The sequence below is a fragment of the Frigoribacterium sp. VKM Ac-2530 genome, from assembly GCF_015350835.1.
In the GTDB taxonomy this organism is placed as follows: domain Bacteria; phylum Actinomycetota; class Actinomycetes; order Actinomycetales; family Microbacteriaceae; genus Frigoribacterium.
The window spans coordinates 137,354-153,190 of record NZ_JADKSE010000002.1; the positions used below are offsets into that span (position 1 = coordinate 137,354).

Annotated in this window: 12 protein-coding genes; 3 read left to right on the plus strand and 9 right to left on the minus strand. The window is 73.0% G+C overall.

Going from position 1 to position 15,837, the window contains the following annotated elements:
- The first annotated feature begins 246 nt into the window (after positions 1 to 246).
- Positions 247 to 519: a DUF4031 domain-containing protein gene (locus ITJ48_RS09565; RefSeq protein WP_194613510.1), complete on the plus strand. Its 273-nt coding sequence runs from the start codon at positions 247 to 249 to the stop codon at positions 517 to 519.
- Between the two features lie 70 nt (positions 520 to 589).
- Here ITJ48_RS09565 and ITJ48_RS09570 read toward each other — a convergent pair whose 3' ends face one another.
- Genes ITJ48_RS09570 through ITJ48_RS09590 form a run of 5 tightly spaced genes read right to left on the minus strand, consistent with a single transcriptional unit; the run spans position 590 to position 7,798 of the window.
- Positions 590 to 1,996 (minus strand): hypothetical protein, encoded by a 1,407-nt coding sequence (locus ITJ48_RS09570; RefSeq protein WP_194613511.1) that lies wholly within the window; start codon positions 1,994 to 1,996, stop codon positions 590 to 592.
- Positions 1,977 to 2,888 (minus strand): TIGR03943 family protein, encoded by a 912-nt coding sequence (locus ITJ48_RS09575; RefSeq protein ID WP_228506848.1) that lies wholly within the window; start codon positions 2,886 to 2,888, stop codon positions 1,977 to 1,979. Before ITJ48_RS09575 ends, ITJ48_RS09570 begins: the two co-directional genes overlap by 20 nt.
- Entirely contained in the window at positions 2,881 to 3,936 is a 1,056-nt protein-coding gene (locus ITJ48_RS09580; RefSeq protein WP_370544865.1) for a permease, read from the minus strand. Before ITJ48_RS09580 ends, ITJ48_RS09575 begins: the two co-directional genes overlap by 8 nt.
- A gap of 58 nt (positions 3,937 to 3,994) precedes the next feature.
- Positions 3,995 to 4,852, minus strand: a complete 858-nt coding sequence (locus tag ITJ48_RS09585; protein ID WP_194613512.1) for a hypothetical protein — start codon at positions 4,850 to 4,852, stop codon at positions 3,995 to 3,997.
- An 18-nt stretch (positions 4,853 to 4,870) separates the two neighbouring features.
- A complete protein-coding gene (locus tag ITJ48_RS09590) occupies positions 4,871 to 7,798 on the minus strand; it encodes an Rne/Rng family ribonuclease (RefSeq protein WP_194613513.1) in 2,928 nt (975 codons plus the stop codon).
- Between the two features lie 442 nt (positions 7,799 to 8,240).
- On the opposite strand from ITJ48_RS09590, the gene ITJ48_RS09595 reads away from it, so the two are divergent.
- Both ITJ48_RS09595 and ITJ48_RS09600 read left to right on the plus strand, forming a co-directional pair.
- Complete coding sequence (locus tag ITJ48_RS09595; protein ID WP_370544866.1) at positions 8,241 to 8,873, plus strand: vitamin K epoxide reductase family protein; 633 nt, start codon at positions 8,241 to 8,243, stop codon at positions 8,871 to 8,873.
- 70 nt (positions 8,874 to 8,943) lie between these two features.
- Entirely contained in the window at positions 8,944 to 9,867 is a 924-nt protein-coding gene (locus ITJ48_RS09600; protein ID WP_194613515.1) for a thioredoxin domain-containing protein, read from the plus strand.
- Positions 9,868 to 10,025: 158 nt separating this feature from the next.
- On the opposite strand, the gene ndk is transcribed toward ITJ48_RS09600, so the two are convergent.
- From ndk to ileS, 4 genes are all read right to left on the minus strand, one after another.
- Positions 10,026 to 10,442 (minus strand): nucleoside-diphosphate kinase, encoded by a 417-nt coding sequence (ndk, locus tag ITJ48_RS09605; protein WP_123548247.1) that lies wholly within the window; start codon positions 10,440 to 10,442, stop codon positions 10,026 to 10,028.
- A 79-nt stretch (positions 10,443 to 10,521) separates the two neighbouring features.
- Positions 10,522 to 10,932, minus strand: coding sequence for a DUF4233 domain-containing protein (locus ITJ48_RS09610; protein ID WP_194613516.1), 411 nt, complete (start codon positions 10,930 to 10,932; stop codon positions 10,522 to 10,524).
- A complete protein-coding gene (locus tag ITJ48_RS09615) occupies positions 10,929 to 12,332 on the minus strand; it encodes a folylpolyglutamate synthase/dihydrofolate synthase family protein (protein WP_194613517.1) in 1,404 nt (467 codons plus the stop codon). The genes ITJ48_RS09610 and ITJ48_RS09615 overlap by 4 nt, the downstream gene beginning before the upstream one ends.
- Positions 12,329 to 15,610: an isoleucine--tRNA ligase gene (ileS, locus tag ITJ48_RS09620; RefSeq protein ID WP_194613518.1), complete on the minus strand. Its 3,282-nt coding sequence runs from the start codon at positions 15,608 to 15,610 to the stop codon at positions 12,329 to 12,331. Before ileS ends, ITJ48_RS09615 begins: the two co-directional genes overlap by 4 nt.
- Between the last annotated feature and the right edge of the window lie 227 nt (positions 15,611 to 15,837).

The following is a 15,837-nucleotide window of genomic DNA, read 5'->3' on the forward strand; positions in this document are numbered from 1 at the left end:
GATCTCTTCTAGCTCTGGTGCCGGCGCGCGCTGCCCCGGGTCTGACGCGCACGGGCGACCGGTGTCGGGCCGTGCGGTGGTGCCTCGCCGTCGGCGGACGGAGGCGACGATGGTGGCCGGCAGGCCGGGCGGCCTGGCGGACTCCCGCGGAGCCGGGCGCGCCTGGGCCGGGTGAGCACCAACCTGTGATGGTACAGGGCCCGTCCGGGCCGGTCAACGCGACGGTCGCCCGACTAACATCGGCGCGTGACCATCCTGATCGACGAGCCGATCTGGCCCGCCCACGACACCGTCTGGGCCCACCTGGTCAGCGACGCCTCGTACGACGAGCTGCACGCCTTCGCCGCCGCCCAGGACATCCCCCGCCGAGGCTTCGACCACGACCACTACGACGTGCCCGAGTCGCGCTGGCACGACCTCGTCGCCGCCGGGGCCGAGCCGGTCACCGGGCTCGACCTGGCCCGCCGGCTCGAGCGCAGCGGCCTGCGCGTCTCGCAGCGGGCCAAGCGGGGGCTCTGACCGCAGCCGCGCCTCCTGCGCCCTGTCGCGCGCGCCCTGACGCGCTGCGCTTCTGTGACGCGCCTCCTGCTCACCAAGCGGCGGCGTGGCCCGTGAAGCTCGCGACGACGGCCCCGGTCTCGATGTCGACCACCGTCGTGGTCGTCCCCTGCGGCACGGGGTCGATCGTGTAGCTGTAGTCGGTGGTGTCGTCCGCCGAGGCGGTCTCGACGGCCAGGTACTGCCCGTTCGGCGAGACCGAGAACCCCTCGATCTGCGACGACTCGCCCGCGGGGCGGAACAGCACCCGCGCCTCCTCCTCGTCGTCGAGCACGATCAGGTTCGTGAAGCTGGCCCCGCCGTCGGCCGGCACGGCCACCTGCTGCACGTACTCGGTCGCGGCGACGGCGACGAGGTCGCCCCGGTAGGGCGTGCCGCCCTCGACGGCCGAGAACGGGATCGGCGTCTGCTCCCCCGTCGCCAGGTCGACGCGGAACGCCTGGAGCGCCGTGGCCGCCACGATGCCGCGGCCGTCGAGCGAGACGCCCTGCAGGGCGACGAACGTGCCGAGGGGACGAGGAGGAGCGGCGCCGGTCAGGTCGTAGAGGGCGACCTGCTCGTCGCCCGCCTGGGCGACGAGGCTCGCCTGGCCCGGCACGACCGCCCAGTCGAGCACCGACACGGGCTGGCCCGAGAGCGACAGGACGGGGGCGACGGCGCGCTGGCCCTGGAGGGGCAGCGTGTACAGGAGCTCCTGCTCGGAGCCCTGGGGCCGCCAGGAGAACGCCAGCGTGGTCGTCGCCGCGTCCGCGCCCAGCTGCGTGATCAGCCCCGTCCCGTCGGGCAGCGGCAGGGTCTCCGCGGCGACGCCGTCGTCCGAGACGAGACTCAGGGTCGACTGCTCGCCGTCGTCGGTCACGACCGCGACGGCCGTGTCGAAGGCCTCGAAGGCCTGGATCCGGGGGGCCGACCAGACCGCGGTCCGGTCGCCGCCCCCCAGGAGGGAGGCCCGTTCGAGGACGTCGTCGGCCCCCTCGGCGCCGTGGACGACGCGCCAGGTCACGGCCGGGTCCGTGCTGAAGGTCGTCCGGAGCGTGGCGTCGCGAGCCTGGTAGACGCTCGAGACGCCCTGCACCGTGACCGTGTACTCGGTGCCGTAGCGGAGCCGGTCCGCGAACTCGACCGCGACGACGTCGCCCGAGGTCTGCACCCGGAAGTCGGCGGCGGGCGAGATCGTCACCTGCTCGGGGTCGACGTGCGCGACGGGCTGGTTGGCGAACAGGCGGAGCTGCTGGCCCGACCGGTCGACGACGGCCGTGGTGTCGACCTGGACGTCGGTCAGCTTGGGCCCCTGCAGGTGCGTGAGGACCCCGAAGACGGTGCAGACGAGCGCGAGCACGACGACGAGCGAGACGAAGCGCCGCCGCTGCCGGGCGTGCCGGTCCGCCTCGTCGAGATCGCCGTCGGCCGCCCAGAGATCAGTAGAGGTAGGGGTCACTCGGCTGGCCGACCTTCTCGAGCTCGTCGGGCACCAGGGCGATCGGGTCGCTCGACGTGCGGCTCGGGTTCGTCTGGAAGCCGCCGGAGACGTCGAGCCAGTCGTCGGCCGACACCTGGCTGCGCCAGTCGACGAGGTGCACCGGCACGCCCACCGGCTGCGCGTCGACGGCGCAGCAGGTGACGACGAAGCGCGACACGTAGAACACGTCGGGGTCGTCGCCGGCCGGGACGACGAAGCCGACCACGTCGGCGGTCTTGCCCTCGAAGAACGACAGGTCGCTGGTCTGCCGCAGCAGCCCCGCCCAGTCGAGCACCGAGAACGCGGCGTAGGCGTCGGCGTCGGCGGACGCGGCGTCCTCGACGCTCGTGCCGGCGAGGGAGGCGGTGGACGAGTTCACGTCGCGCTGGCCGGCCGTCGCGCTCGTCAGCGTCGCGGGCGGGAGGACGACGAGCGACACGGCGACGGCGGTGGTGACGAGCGCGCCCGTGGCGACGGCGGCCGTGCGAGCGGCGGCACGTCCTCGACGGCGGCGGCGGGGGCGCTCGGCCGGGGCACGGACCTCGGCAGCGTGCTCGTGCACGTGCCCGTCGGGCGCGTGGCCGTCGTGGCCGTGCCCGTCGTCCTCGGCCCCCGCGTCGCGGGACGAGGGCGCCAGGACGAGCACGCCGAGCGACAGCAGCATGCCGATCGCGATCATGATCACGGTGAACACCACGTAGCGCGGGTGGATGTAGAGCACGAGCTGCCCCGTCGCCGAGAGCCACAGGGTCGAGATGCCGACCACGAGGGTCAGGAGCACGCCCTGCCACCGGTCGGCGAGGCGCGAGACGGCCTCGAGCCGGAGCGGCGCCCGGGAGGCGAGGGGAGCACGCGAGGAGGAGTCAGGCAAAGTAGTTCACCACCAGTCCGATGGCGGCGCTGGTCAGCGCCACCACGAGGGTCAGCTGCGCGAGGGTGCGCGGTCGGTACGTCGTGCGGAGCAGGGCCAGCATCTTGACGTCGATGATCGGCCCGAAGACGAGGAACGCCGCGATGCCGCCGGGCATGAAGGTCGACGCGAACGGCAGCACGAAGAACGCGTCGACGTTGGAGCAGAGCGAGATGACGAACGCCAGCACCATCATCGCGAGCACGGACCAGACGGGGTTGCTGCCCAGGGTGACGAGCACCGAGCGGGGCACCGCGGTCTGGATGCCGCCGGCCACGGCGGCGCCGATGAACAGCGCCGGCATCATGGTCGACATCTCTCGACGGAACAGCTCGACGCTCTCGCGCAGCTTCGAGGCGCCGCTGTGGCCGTGCTCCTGGGGCAGCGCGCACTCGGCCGCGAACGACCGGGTGAGCAGGCTCTCGGGGTCGGGGTGACGGCTGTAGAGCCAGCCGATCAGGTTCGCGATGAGGAACCCGCCCGCCAGCCGGGCGACGAGGATGCCGTCGCTCCAGCCGAAGGCCTGGTGCGTCGTGATGATCGTGATCGGGTTGAGGATCGGGGCGGCCAGCAGGAACGTCATCGACTCGGAGACGGTGAAGCCCTTGAGGACCAGCCCCCGCGCCAGGGGCACGTTGCCGCACTCGCAGACCGGCAGGAACATGCCGAGGAACGAGATGACGGCGCGGCGCAGCAGCGGCTGGCGCGGCAGCCACGAGGTGAAGAAGGCCTGCGGGAGCCAGACCTGCACGATGATCGACAGGACGATGCCGAGCAGCACGAACGGCACCGACTCGACGATGACGCTGATCGTGAGGGTGACGAAGTCCTGCAGGGTGTCGGGCAGCAGCTGCGGGCCGAGGGCCGGGCTCGCGAGGCGCAGCACGAGCAGCACCACGGCGATGCCGATCCCGACCGCGAGCAGCGGTCCGCGCCTCGATCGTCGGGCGGGGGCGTGCTCGTGGGCGGCTCGGCGCAGGGCGTCGCGTTCGCGGAGGGGTGCGCTCACCGGTCGTCCCCGTCATCGGCGGCGCGGTGGAGGACGTCGCGTTCGCGCAGCGGAGCCCTCACCGGCCGTCCCCGTCGTCGGCGGCGGGGGGCGCGAAGCGCGACCAGTCGTCGGCGGCGGAGGCGCCCCGAGGAGGCGTGGGCCGGGTCGCGAGGGCCGGCGGCAGCACCGCAGGCGGCCGGGCCGACCCCGCGGGGCCGTCCTCGGGCGGTGCGACGTCCCCTGCCTCGGGCTGCGCCGGGGCAGGCTCGCGTGCCGGGTGCGGGGCGGCCGCGCTCGGGCCGGCGGGCGCCTCCTCGGCGATCGCGTCGCCGTCCGGGCCGGCGACCGTCTCGCCGGCCGCCGCCCCGGTGCGTGACGCGTGCCAGGCGAGCACCACGCCGACGAGCAACAGCGCCGTGTCGACGACGCCGGCGGCGAAGGGGATGGTCGTGAGGTAGAGCGCGAGGTTGACCCAGGTGCCGCCGCTCAGCGACGCGGCGACGCCGGGCACGATGCCGACGAGCGCCAGGGCGACGGTGCCCGCCGTGCCGGCGAGGAGACCGTGGCGCAGGGCTCGGGGCAGCGACAGGCCGGGGTCGATCGGGCGCACCAGGAGCAGCACGACGAACGCGACGAGGTAGAACGGGAACGGGTAGAGCACGAAGCTGCCGAGGAACTGGCCGACGGGCGTCGCCGTGAAGTCGCTCGGCCAGGGCGTCACCGAGTAGCCGAGCGCCGAGCCGACGAGCGCCGCGAGGCCGAGGGCGAACCGCGCGACGAGCACGACGCCGAGGGCGGTCGCGGCGGCCAGGAGGCGCGCCCTGCCCTGGTCGGACCGGAGGCCGCGGACCTCGGAGACCGCCCGGCGCAGGAACACCGCAGCCCGACGGGACGACCGGTCGGTCGCCGCGTCGGGCTGCGGTGTCGAAGTCACTCCGTCACCCTAGACGAGTCACAGTTCGTCGGAGCTGACCCCCACGCCGAGGATGAACGGTCCGCCCTCGGCCTGCTCGGACGAGTCCGACGAGGCGGCTGCCGTCGTCGTGCCCGAGCTCGAGGCCCGGCGCGAACGACCGCGGCCCTGTCCGGGCTGCTTGGGCTCGGGCAGCGCGCCGAGCACGCTGTCGAGGATCTGCTCGGCGTCGTGCGTGCTCATCTTGCGGGGCTCGCGACGGGTCGCGGCCACCGGGATGTCGAGGATCGCGACGGACGACTCGGGGGTGACCGTGGCGGTCGACGCCGCACGGCGGCTGCCGCGCTTCGCCGGGGCCGCGGGCTCGGCGGCTGCGGCCGGCTGCTGAGCCGCCGCGGGGGCGACGTCGACAGCCGGGGCCTCGACGACGGGTGCCGCCGTCGGCGCCTCGGCGACCGGGGCCGTCTCGCGGGCCGGCTGGTCGTCGGCCTGCGCGTCGCGCTGTCCGCCGCCCTGCTGGCCGCCCTGCTGCTCGCCCTGCTCGGCGTCGCGCGACCTCGAGCCACGACGGCCCTTGCGGCCGCCACGGCTGCGACGCGGCTCGTCGGACGAGTCGTCCTGGGCCTCGTCGGCTCGCGTGGACGACACCGAGGCCGCGGCGGCGTCGATGGCCGCCTCGACCGCGGCGGCCGCGGTGGCGGCGCTGTCGCTGTCGGCCGGCCGGTCGCCGTCCTCGGCGTGCGCGATCGTCGACGCCGCGATGCGCGAGAGCGCGTTCTTCACGTCGTCGGTGATGGCGTGCGTGCCGGTCGTCGGGTGTGCCGACGATCCCGCCTGGCCGCCCTGGCCGCGGCCCTGACCGCCGGAGGCGCCGGCCGCGCCGCCCTGCTTGCCTGCCTGTGCTCCGCCACGGCGGCGCTGCTCCTGGCCCTTGCGCGGCTGCTGCTCCTGCACGCGGGCGGCGCTGCCTGCCTCGGCGAACGACTCGGCCAGGCCGAGGCCGAGCTTCTTGCGCGTCATCTGCACGAGGCCGAGCGAGGTGACCTCGGCGACCTGGTGCTTGGTCCGGTCACGGCTGAGGCACTCGACCAAGCGGCGCAGCACGAGGTCGCGGTTCGACTCGAGCACCATGTCGATGAAGTCGACGACGATGATGCCGCCGATGTCGCGGAGGCGCAGCTGGCGAACGATCTCCTCCGCGGCCTCGAGGTTGTTCTTCGTGACCGTCTCCTCGAGGTTGCCCCCGGAGCCGACGAACTTGCCCGTGTTGACGTCGACGACCGTCATGGCCTCGGTGCGGTCGATGACCAGCGAGCCGCCGGAGGGCAGCCAGACCTTGCGGTCGAGCGCCTTCTCGATCTGCTCGTTGAGGCGGTGCTCGTCGAACGCGTCGCGGTCGCCCTCGTAGCGCTTCACGCGGTCGAGCAGGTCGGGCGCGACGGCCGACAGGTACGACTGCAGGGTGTCGTAGGCGTCGTCGCCGTCGATGACGAGCTCGTGGAAGTCCTCGTTGAAGACGTCGCGCACGATCTTGATCAGCAGGTCGGGCTCCGAGTGCAGCTGGGCGGGGGCGTTGCCGGCCTCGACCTTGCTGCTGATGTCGGCCCACTGGTTCGTGAGGCGCGTGATGTCGAGGGTGAGCTGCTCCTCCGTGGTGCCCTCGGCCGCGGTGCGGACGATGACTCCCGCGTTCTCGGGCAGCGCCTCCTTCAGGATCTTCTTGAGGCGGGCGCGCTCGGTGTCGGGCAGCTTGCGGCTGATGCCGTTCATCGAGCCGTTGGGCACGTAGACGAGGTAGCGGCCGGGCAGCGAGATCTGGCTGGTCAGACGGGCGCCCTTGTGGCCCACCGGGTCCTTCGTGACCTGGACGAGCACGCGGTCGCCGGGCTTGAGCGCGAGCTCGATGCGGCGGGGCTGGTTGCCGTTCGACAGCGAGTCCCAGTCGACCTCGCCGGAGTACAGGACGGCGTTGCGGCCGCGTCCGATGTCGACGAACGCCGCCTCCATGCTCGGGAGCACGTTCTGGACGCGACCGAGGTAGACGTTGCCGATCAGCGAGACGTTCTGCGCCTTGGCGACGTAGTGCTCGGCGAGGGTGCCGTCCTCCATGACGCCGATCTCGATGCGGTCGCCCGACGAGCGGACGATCATCTTGCGGTCGACGCTCTCGCGGCGGGCCAGGAACTCGGCCTCGGTGATGACGGTGCGGCGGCGGCCGGCGTCACGGCCGTCGCGGCGACGCTGCTTCTTGGCCTCGAGACGGGTCGAGCCCTTGATGCGCTGCGGCTCGGTGATGAGCTCGACCTGGCGCTGCGGGCGCTCGCGGCGATCGCCGCGGTCGCCGCCCTGGCGCTGCTCGGAGTCGCGCTCTTCCCTGTCCTGCGAGCGGCCGCGCTGGCGACGGCGGGAGGTGCCGCGCTGGGGCTCGTCGCGGTCGTCGTCGTCGCGGTCGTCGTCACGCTGGTCGCGGTCGTCGTCGTCGCGGTCGTCACGGTCGTCGCGGTCGTCCCACTCGTCGTCGTGGCGACGACGCCCCGGCCGGGCCGGAAGGGGGAGGATCTCGGGCGCGTGGAAGATGAGGCTCGTCGTGGTGAGCTGGGCCGGGATGGGCCCCGACTCGGCCTCGGCGGCGTCGCTCGCGTCGTCGGCCGGAGCCTCGGCGCGCGGCGGCGCGACGGCGGCGATGTCGGCCTGGACGGCCTCGGTGTCGACCACGGCCTCGGGCTGCGCGGCGCGGGCGGTGTCGATGCTGCTGGTGCTGCTGGTCGCGGCCTCGGCCCCGACCTCCTTCTCGGTGGTCACGGGGGAAGCCTCCTGGGCGTCGTCGTTCCGGTCGTGGGGGGCGGTGCCGAGCGCGCGGCGCGCGGTCGTCGCCGGTGCGGGCACCTGGCGCGACAGGAGCCCGGCGAACAGGCCCCTCTTCTTCTTCGGCTGGCCGTCTCTGTCGTTGTCGTTCTTGTCCACCACTGCTGGTGTGCTCCTCGACCCGCCGTCGGCATCGCCGTCGCCGGGTGGTCTCGTGTCGTGGCCGGGAGGCGCCGTGCACCTGCCTGCGGCCACCGCGCCCTCTCACGGCGCGCATCGTCAGCGACGTCGCGTTCGGTCAGCCGGAGCCGGCGCCCGTCTCTGCGGGCGTCTCCCCGGATGTCGTTCGTCGACGTCAGGTTCTTCGTTGCTCTGTCCGGAACTGGCTGTCCGGCGGTGGGCGACTGCGCCCTGGCCCGGATCTAGCTGCCACCTGACGGTGCCCGCCCGCGAGGACGGCCACTCGTGGAGGCCGACCTGCCGACGGCCCCGCGGTGCAGCACGGCCCGGAAAGTCTTGATCCCGGGACTCACGCCCCGCGACTGGGTCGATTATCGCACGCCTCACCTCGGACCACGATCGGGACGGTGAGATGATCGTCGTCGTGACCGAGCAGAGAGCGCCTCAGCGCACCCACCCGTCGACGGGTCGACCCGTCGTCGTCCCGGCCGTCCTCCTGGTGATCGTCGGGCTCGTGGGGCTGCTCGGGTCGTTCGCGCTGACCGTCGACAAGTTCCGGCTGCTCGAGGACCCGACCGCCTCGCTCGGCTGCGACGTCAACCCGTTCGTCGGCTGCTCCCCGGTGATCAACAGCTGGCAGGCGTCGCTGTTCGGCTTCCCCAACCCGATCCTCGGGCTCGTCGGGTTCGCGGCCCCCGTCGCCGTGGGCGTCGGGCTGCTCGCCGGCGCACGGTTCGCCCGGTGGTTCTGGGTCGCCTTCACGGCGGGCGTGTTCCTGGCCTGGGTGTTCGTCACGTGGCTGTTCACCCAGACGGTGTTCGTCATCGGGGCCCTCTGCCCGTGGTGCATGCTCGTCTGGTCGGTGACCATCCCGCTCTTCTGGATCCTGCTGGTGTGGGGCCTCGCGCGCGGCGTGACCGTGCCGCACGGCCGGCTCCAGCGGGCCGCCGCGGCGTTCCTGCCGTTCTCCTGGATCATGCCCGTGCTGAACTACGTCGTCGTCGCCACGGTGATCGTCGTGCAGTTCCCGCTCCTCCTGCCCACCCTGCTCCGCTGAGCCGCTCAGCCTCCCCATGGGGAGGTGCGAGAGGGTCGACGAGGCCACCGACACCGACGAGCGAGGAACCATGACGCCACCAGCCGGACCAGGAGAGACCAAGCGCGAGCGACGGGAGTCCGCCCGCGAGAAGGCGCGCGTCACGCGTGAGGCGGAGGCCAAGCGCCGGCGCCGCAACAAGTGGGCCCTGCAGGGCGGCCTCGTCGTGGGCGTGCTCGCGATCCTCGCCGTCGTGGCCCTGGTGATCACGCGATCGCTCTCGCCCGCGGGCCCCGGCCCCCTGAACATGGCCAGCGACGGCATCGTGCTCTCGGGCGACGGCACGACCGTCTCCGCCGTCACGACGGAGGCCACGCCCGCCGACGGCTCCCCCACGCCGTCCGCGGCCGGCACGGCCGAGAAGCCGAGCATCGTCGTCTACCTCGACTACATGTGCCCCTACTGCGGCCAGTTCGACACCACGAACGCCGAGCAGCTCGAGACCTGGGTCACCCAGGGTGTGGCGGACCTCGAGATCCACCCCCTCGGGTTCCTCGACAACGCGAGCCTCGGGTCGAAGTACTCGACCCGGTCGGCGAACGCCCTCGCCTGCGTCGCGAACTACCAGCCCGACACGGCGCTCGACGTCAACACCGCCCTGTTCGCGCAGCAGCCGACCGAGAACACGACCGGCCTGACGAACGACGAGCTGGTGACGCTGGTGGAGGGCGCGGGCGCCGACGACCCTGCCGTCGCCTCCTGCATCACCGACGGCGAGTTCGCCGACTGGGTCGCGTCCGCGACCGAGCGCGCGCTGAACGACCCGCTGCCGAACTCCGACCTCGCGGCGGTGTCCGCGACGCCGACCGTGCTGGTCAACGGCCAGCAGTACCAGGGCTCGCCCACCGACGCCGCCGCGTTCGCGCAGTTCGTGGCCGAGGTGGCCGGCGGCCAGCCGACCGGCGACACGAGCACGGGCGAGCTGCCCGGGTCGACGGCCACGCCGTCCCCCTGACCGACGCCCGGTCGTGAACGACGAAGGAGGGGCGGGACGCCCCGCGACGGCGAAGGCAGCTGCGGAGCCGGTGCCTGGAGCCGCCGCACGGGGCCGAGCATCAGCCCCGTGCGACTACTCCCGGCATGCGCCGCAGGGGCGGCGGCACATCGATCAGATCAGAACCACAACGCGAGCTCGCGCGCGGCGCTCTCGGGGCTGTCGCTGCCGTGCACGAGGTTCTGCTGCACGGCGAGGCCCCAGTCGCGGCCGAGGTCGCCGCGGATCGTGCCGGGGGCGGCGGTGGTCGGGTCGGTCGTGCCGGCCAGCGAGCGGAAGCCGGGGATGACGCCGTTGCCCGCGACGCGGATCGCGACGGTGGGGCCGCTCTGCATGAACTCGACGAGCGGCTCGTAGAACGGCTTGCCGACGTGCTCCTCGTAGTGCTGGGCGAGCAGGTCGCGGTCGGCCTGGACGAGGCGCAGGTCGACGAGCGAGTAGCCCTTCGCCTCGATGCGGCGGAGGATCTCGCCGGTGAGGCCGCGGGCGACGCCGTCGGGCTTGACGAGGACGAGGGTCTCTTGGAGGTCGGTCACTGGTGCTCCTTCGTGTGGGGCGGGTGGTGGTTCGGGTGGCTGGGGGGCTCGTGGCCGGGCGCGACGACGCGGGCCGCGGTCAGGGCTGCGGGCCGAAGCGCGCCGCGTTCATGCGGTCGAGCTGGGTGCCCTTGACGAGGCAGTAGGTCCAGATCGCGACGAAGAGGGCCGCGACGACGTACATGACGGGGTCGAGGAGCCCGCAGGCGACGAGCCCGAGCTGGACGACCCAGCCGAGCGCGATCCCCCACCGCCAGCGCAGGGTGCGCGACACGAGGAGGATGAGGACGATGGCGCCGAGGCCGCCGCCGAACGCGACGCCCGGGGGCACCAGGTCGCGGCCGTTCACGACGAGCATGACGAAGAACAACGACATGGCCTCGAGCACGAGCACGATCGACAGCAGGCTCTCGGCCGCGCCGCGTCGACGCGCCCGGCGCGTCGGGCGCGCGGGGCCGGTGGGGTCCGCAGGAGGCGGCGCCTCGGTCACGAGAGCCCGCCCTCGGCCTGCGAGAGCGCGAGCACGTCGCCGACCAGCGTGATCGACCCGGTCACCACGACGCCGCCGGGCTCGTCGCCCTCGGCCTCGTCCGCGAGGTCGCGGGCCGTGCGGAGCGCCGCCACGAGGTCGGTCTCGACCACGACGCGTGCGGCTCCGACGACGCCGACCGCCACGGCCGCGAGCTCGTCGGCGTCCACGGAGCGGTCGGAGCCGCTCTGCGTGACGACGAACTGGTCGACCGTGCCGGAGAGCGCGCGGACGATGCCCGCGGCGTCCTTGTCGGCGAGGACCGACAGCACCGCGACGACCCGACCGAACTGGAAGTAGTCGTCGATCGCCTTGGCGAGCGCTCGCGCGCCGTGCGGGTTGTGGGCCGCGTCGACGAGGATGGTCGGCTCGTTCGCCACGATCTGCAGCCGCCCGGGCGACGTCGCCGCGGCGAGACCCTCGGCGAGCACGTCGTGGTCGAGTGCCTGGCTGCCGCTGCCGAGGAACGACTCGACCGCGGCCACGGCGACGGCCGCGTTCTGGGCCTGGTGGTCGCCGAAGAGCGGCAGCAGCAGGTCCTCGTAGCGGCCGGCGACGCCGCGGATCGTGACGACCTGGCCGCCCACCGCCACCGTCGTGGACTCGACGCCGAAGGCGACGCCCTCGACGGCCAGCGACGACTCCGTGAGCTCGGCCGCGCGCTGCAGCTCGGCCAGCGCCTCCGGCAGCTGGGCCGCGCTGACGACCGAGGCGGCCGGCTTCACGATGCCGGCCTTCGTCCGGGCGATGGCCTCGACGGTCGACCCCAGCCGGGCCTGGTGGTCGAGCGCGATCGGAGTGAAGACGGCGACCTGGCCGTCGGCCACGTTCGTGCTGTCCCACTCGCCGCCCATGCCGACCTCCAGCACGACGACGTCGGCCGGGGCGTCGGCGAAGCACGCGAACGCGAGCGCGGTCAGCGCCTCGAAGAAGGTGAGCGTCGGCTCGCCCGCCGCCTCCAGCTCGGTGTCGACCATCGTCAGGTAGGGCTGGATGTCGTCCCAGTTGGCGACGAGGCGCTCGTCGCTGATGGGCTCGCCGTCGACGACGATGCGCTCGTTGAGGCGTACCAGGTGGGGGCTCGTCATGAGCCCGGTCCGCAGCCCGTGGGCGCGGAGGACGCTCTCGATCATGCGGCTCGTCGACGTCTTGCCGTTGGTGCCCGTGATGTGGATGACGGGGTAGGCCCGCTGCGGGTCGCCGAGCAGCTCGACGGCCCGGCGCGTGGCCGACAGGCGGGGCTCGGGGGCGGACTCCCCCACGCGGGCCAGCAGCTCGTCGTGCACCCGGGTGGCCTCGGCGGCGAACTCGCCGTCGCCCTGGCCCGCGCCGTCATCCTTCTTGCTCTTCTTCGGGCTCACGCTCGTCGCACCTCCACCGTCACGGCCGAGCCGGAGCCGACCGCGACCTTCCCGTCGCGTCCCGCGACGTCGTCCTGCACGTCGACGACCAGCTCGGTCGTCAGGGTCTCGGCCTGCACCATGTCGCGGTGCGTCCCGAGCGCCGCGGCCGCGGCCGCGTCGGTCGCCACGGTCGTCACGACCCGGTCGGACACGTCGAGGCCCGCGGCCTTGCGTGCCTGCTGCACGGCCCGGACGACGTCGCGGGCCAGGCCCTCGGCCTCGAGCTCCGGCGTCGTGGCCGTGTCGAGCAGCACGAAGCCGCCGTCGCCGACGAAGGCGATCGCCGCCGACGGGTCGTCGACCGCCAGCTCGAGGGTGAACTCGCCCGGCAGCAGCTCGACGCCGCCGACGACGACGTTCTCGCCGACGGGCGCCCAGTCGCCCTTCTTCGCGGCCGGGATGACCTGCTGCACCTGCTTGCCGATGCGGGGCCCTGCCGCACGGGCGTTGACGGTCAGCTTGCGGGTGACGCCCCACTCGCCGAGGCTCTCCTCCGTCAGGGGCGTGAACGCCACCTCCTTGACGTTCAGCTCGTCGCGGAGGATCGGGCCGAACGGCTCGAGTCCGGCCGGGTCGGGCGCCACGACCGTGAGGCGAGCCAGCGGGAGGCGCACGCGCAGGCCGGTCGCCTTGCGGAGCGCCAGGCCCGACGACGCGATCGCCCGGACGGCGTCCATCGAGGCCACCAGGGCGTCGTCCGCGGGGAACGCGGAGGCGTCGGGCCAGTCGGTGAGGTGCACGCTGCGACCGCCGGTGAGGCCCTTCCAGATCTCCTCCGTCACGAGGGGCGCCAGGGGCGCGGCCACGCGCGCGACCGTCTCGAGGACGGTGAAGAGCGTGTCGAAGGCGTCGCGGTCGTCGCCGGCCCAGAAGCGGTCGCGCGACCGGCGCACGTACCAGTTGGTGAGCACGTCGGCGAAGTCGCGCAGGGCGGCCGCCGCGAGCGGCGAGTCGAGCGCGTCGAGGTGCCGCTCGACGTCGGTGACGAGGAGGCGCGTCTTCGCCAGCAGGTACCGGTCCAGCACGTCGGTCGAGTCGGTGCGCCAGGTCGCGACGAGGCCGTCCGCGACGTGCCGGCCCTCGCCTCCCGAGCTGCCCCCGTCGGCGGCGTTCGCGTACAGGGTGAAGAAGTAGTAGGTGCTCCAGAGCGGCAGCAGGAACTGCCGGACGCCCTCGCGGATGCCCTCCTCGGTCACGACGAGGTTGCCGCCGCGGATCACCGAGCTGGACATCAGGAACCAGCGCATCGCGTCGGCGCCGTCGCGGTCGAAGACCTCGGAGACGTCGGGGTAGTTGCGGAGGCTCTTCGACATCTTCTGGCCGTCCGAGCCCAGCACGATGCCGTGGCTGATGACGTTCGAGAACGCGGGCCGGTCGAAGAGCGCCGTCGAGAGCGCGTGCATGACGTAGAACCAGCCGCGCGTCTGACCGATGTACTCGACGATGAAGTCGGCGGGGGCGTGCGTCTCGAACCACTCCTGGTTCTCGAACGGGTAGTGCACCTGCGCGAACGGCATCGAACCGGAGTCGAACCAGACGTCGAAGACGTCCTCGATGCGGCGCATCGTGCTCTGCCCCGAGGGGTCGTCGGGGTTCGGCCGGGTCAGGTCGTCGATGTACGGACGGTGCAGGTCGGGCTCGCCCTGCTCGTTCGTCGGCAGGCGGCCGAAGTCGGCCTCGAGGTCGGCCAGCGAGCCGTAGACGTCGGTGCGCGGGAAGGCCGGGTCGTCGCTGCGCCAGACGGGGATCGGCGAGCCCCAGTAGCGGTTGCGCGAGATCGACCAGTCGCGGGCGCCCGCGACCCACTTGCCGAACTGGCCGTCCTTGACGTTCTCGGGCACCCAGGTGATCTCCTGGTTGAGGTCGCCCATCCGGTCGCGCACGTCGGTGACGCGGACGAACCAGCTCGAGACGGCCTTGTAGATCAGCGGGTTGCGGCAGCGCCAGCAGTGCGGGTAGCTGTGCTCGTAGCTCGCCAGCCGCACGAGGCGGCCGTCGGCGCGGAGGCGCTGCACGAGCACCTTGTTGGCGTCGAAGACCTGCAGCCCGGCGACGCCGAGCTCGTCGAACATCGGCAGGAAGCGGCCGGCCTCGTCGACCGACACGATGACGGGGATGCCGGCGGCGGCGCAGACCAGCTGGTCGTCCTCGCCGTAGGCGGGCGCCTGGTGCACGATGCCGGTCCCCTCGCCGGTCGCGACGTAGTCGGCGACCAGCAGGCGCCAGGCGTTCTCGGTGCCCCACGCCTCCGTGTCGGCGTAGACGTCCCAGATGCGGTCGTACTCGACGCCCTCGAGCTCGGCGCCGGCGAAGGTCGCCGTGACGGCGGCCTGGGCCGCCTCGGGCGAGTCGTAGCCGAGGTCTCTCGCGTAGGCGGCGAGGGTGTCGGCGGCGAGCAGGAACACGCTGCCCGTGAGCAGCTGCTGGTCGCCCGTGCGCTCGCCGGGCAGCAGGGCGTGCGGCACCGTCACGTACGTGATCTCGGGCCCCACGGCGAGCGCCATGTTCGTCGGCAGCGTCCACGGGGTCGTCGTCCAGGCGAGCGCCTCGACGCCGGTCAGGCCGAGCGACTCGGCCTTGGCGCCGACGAGCGGGAACGCGACGGTGACCGTCTGGTCCTGGCGCATCTTGTAGACGTCGTCGTCCATGCGGAGCTCGTGGTTCGACAGCGGCGTCTGGTCGTGCCAGCAGTAGGGCAGCACCCGGAAGCCCTCGTAGGCGAGCTGCTTGTCCCACAGCTGCTTGAAGGCCCAGAGGACGCTCTCCATGTAGCTGACGTCGAGGGTCTTGTAGTCGTCGTCGAAGTCGACCCACCGGGCCTGACGGGTGACGTAGCCCTGCCACTCGTCGGTGTACTGGAGCACCGAGCTGCGCGCCGCGGCGTTGAACGCGCCGATGCCCATCTCGTCGATCTGGTGCTTCTCGGTGATGCCGAGCTGGCGCATGGCTTCGAGCTCGGCGGGCAGGCCGTGGGTGTCCCAGCCGAACCGGCGGTGCACCTGCTTGCCGCGCATGGTCTGGTACCGCGGGAAGACGTCCTTGGCGTAGCCGGTGAGGAGGTGGCCGTAGTGCGGCAGGCCGTTGGCGAAGGGCGGGCCGTCGTAGAAGACCCACTCGTCGCTGCCCTCGCGGGCGCGGATCGACTCCTGGAAGGTGTCGTCGCGACGCCAGAAGGCGAGCACGCCCTGCTCGACGTCGGGGAACCGGGGCGATGCGGGTACCGGCTTGTAGGCCATGGGGGCTCCAGGTGCTGCGGATGTCCGTCCACGAGGACGCCTGCCGAGGGTTCTCGGTCGGCGCGGTACCACCTCGCTTGCCGCCCCTGGCGGGACGACCTCTCTGCTGCGGCTGTGACGGGCCTGCCCCGCTCGGGTCTAGTGACGCCTCCTGCCCCGGTGTCGGGACGATCGACGCGTTCTGCCGAGTGCTCCCCGGTGATGGCCGGATCGGTGCTCGTCCATCA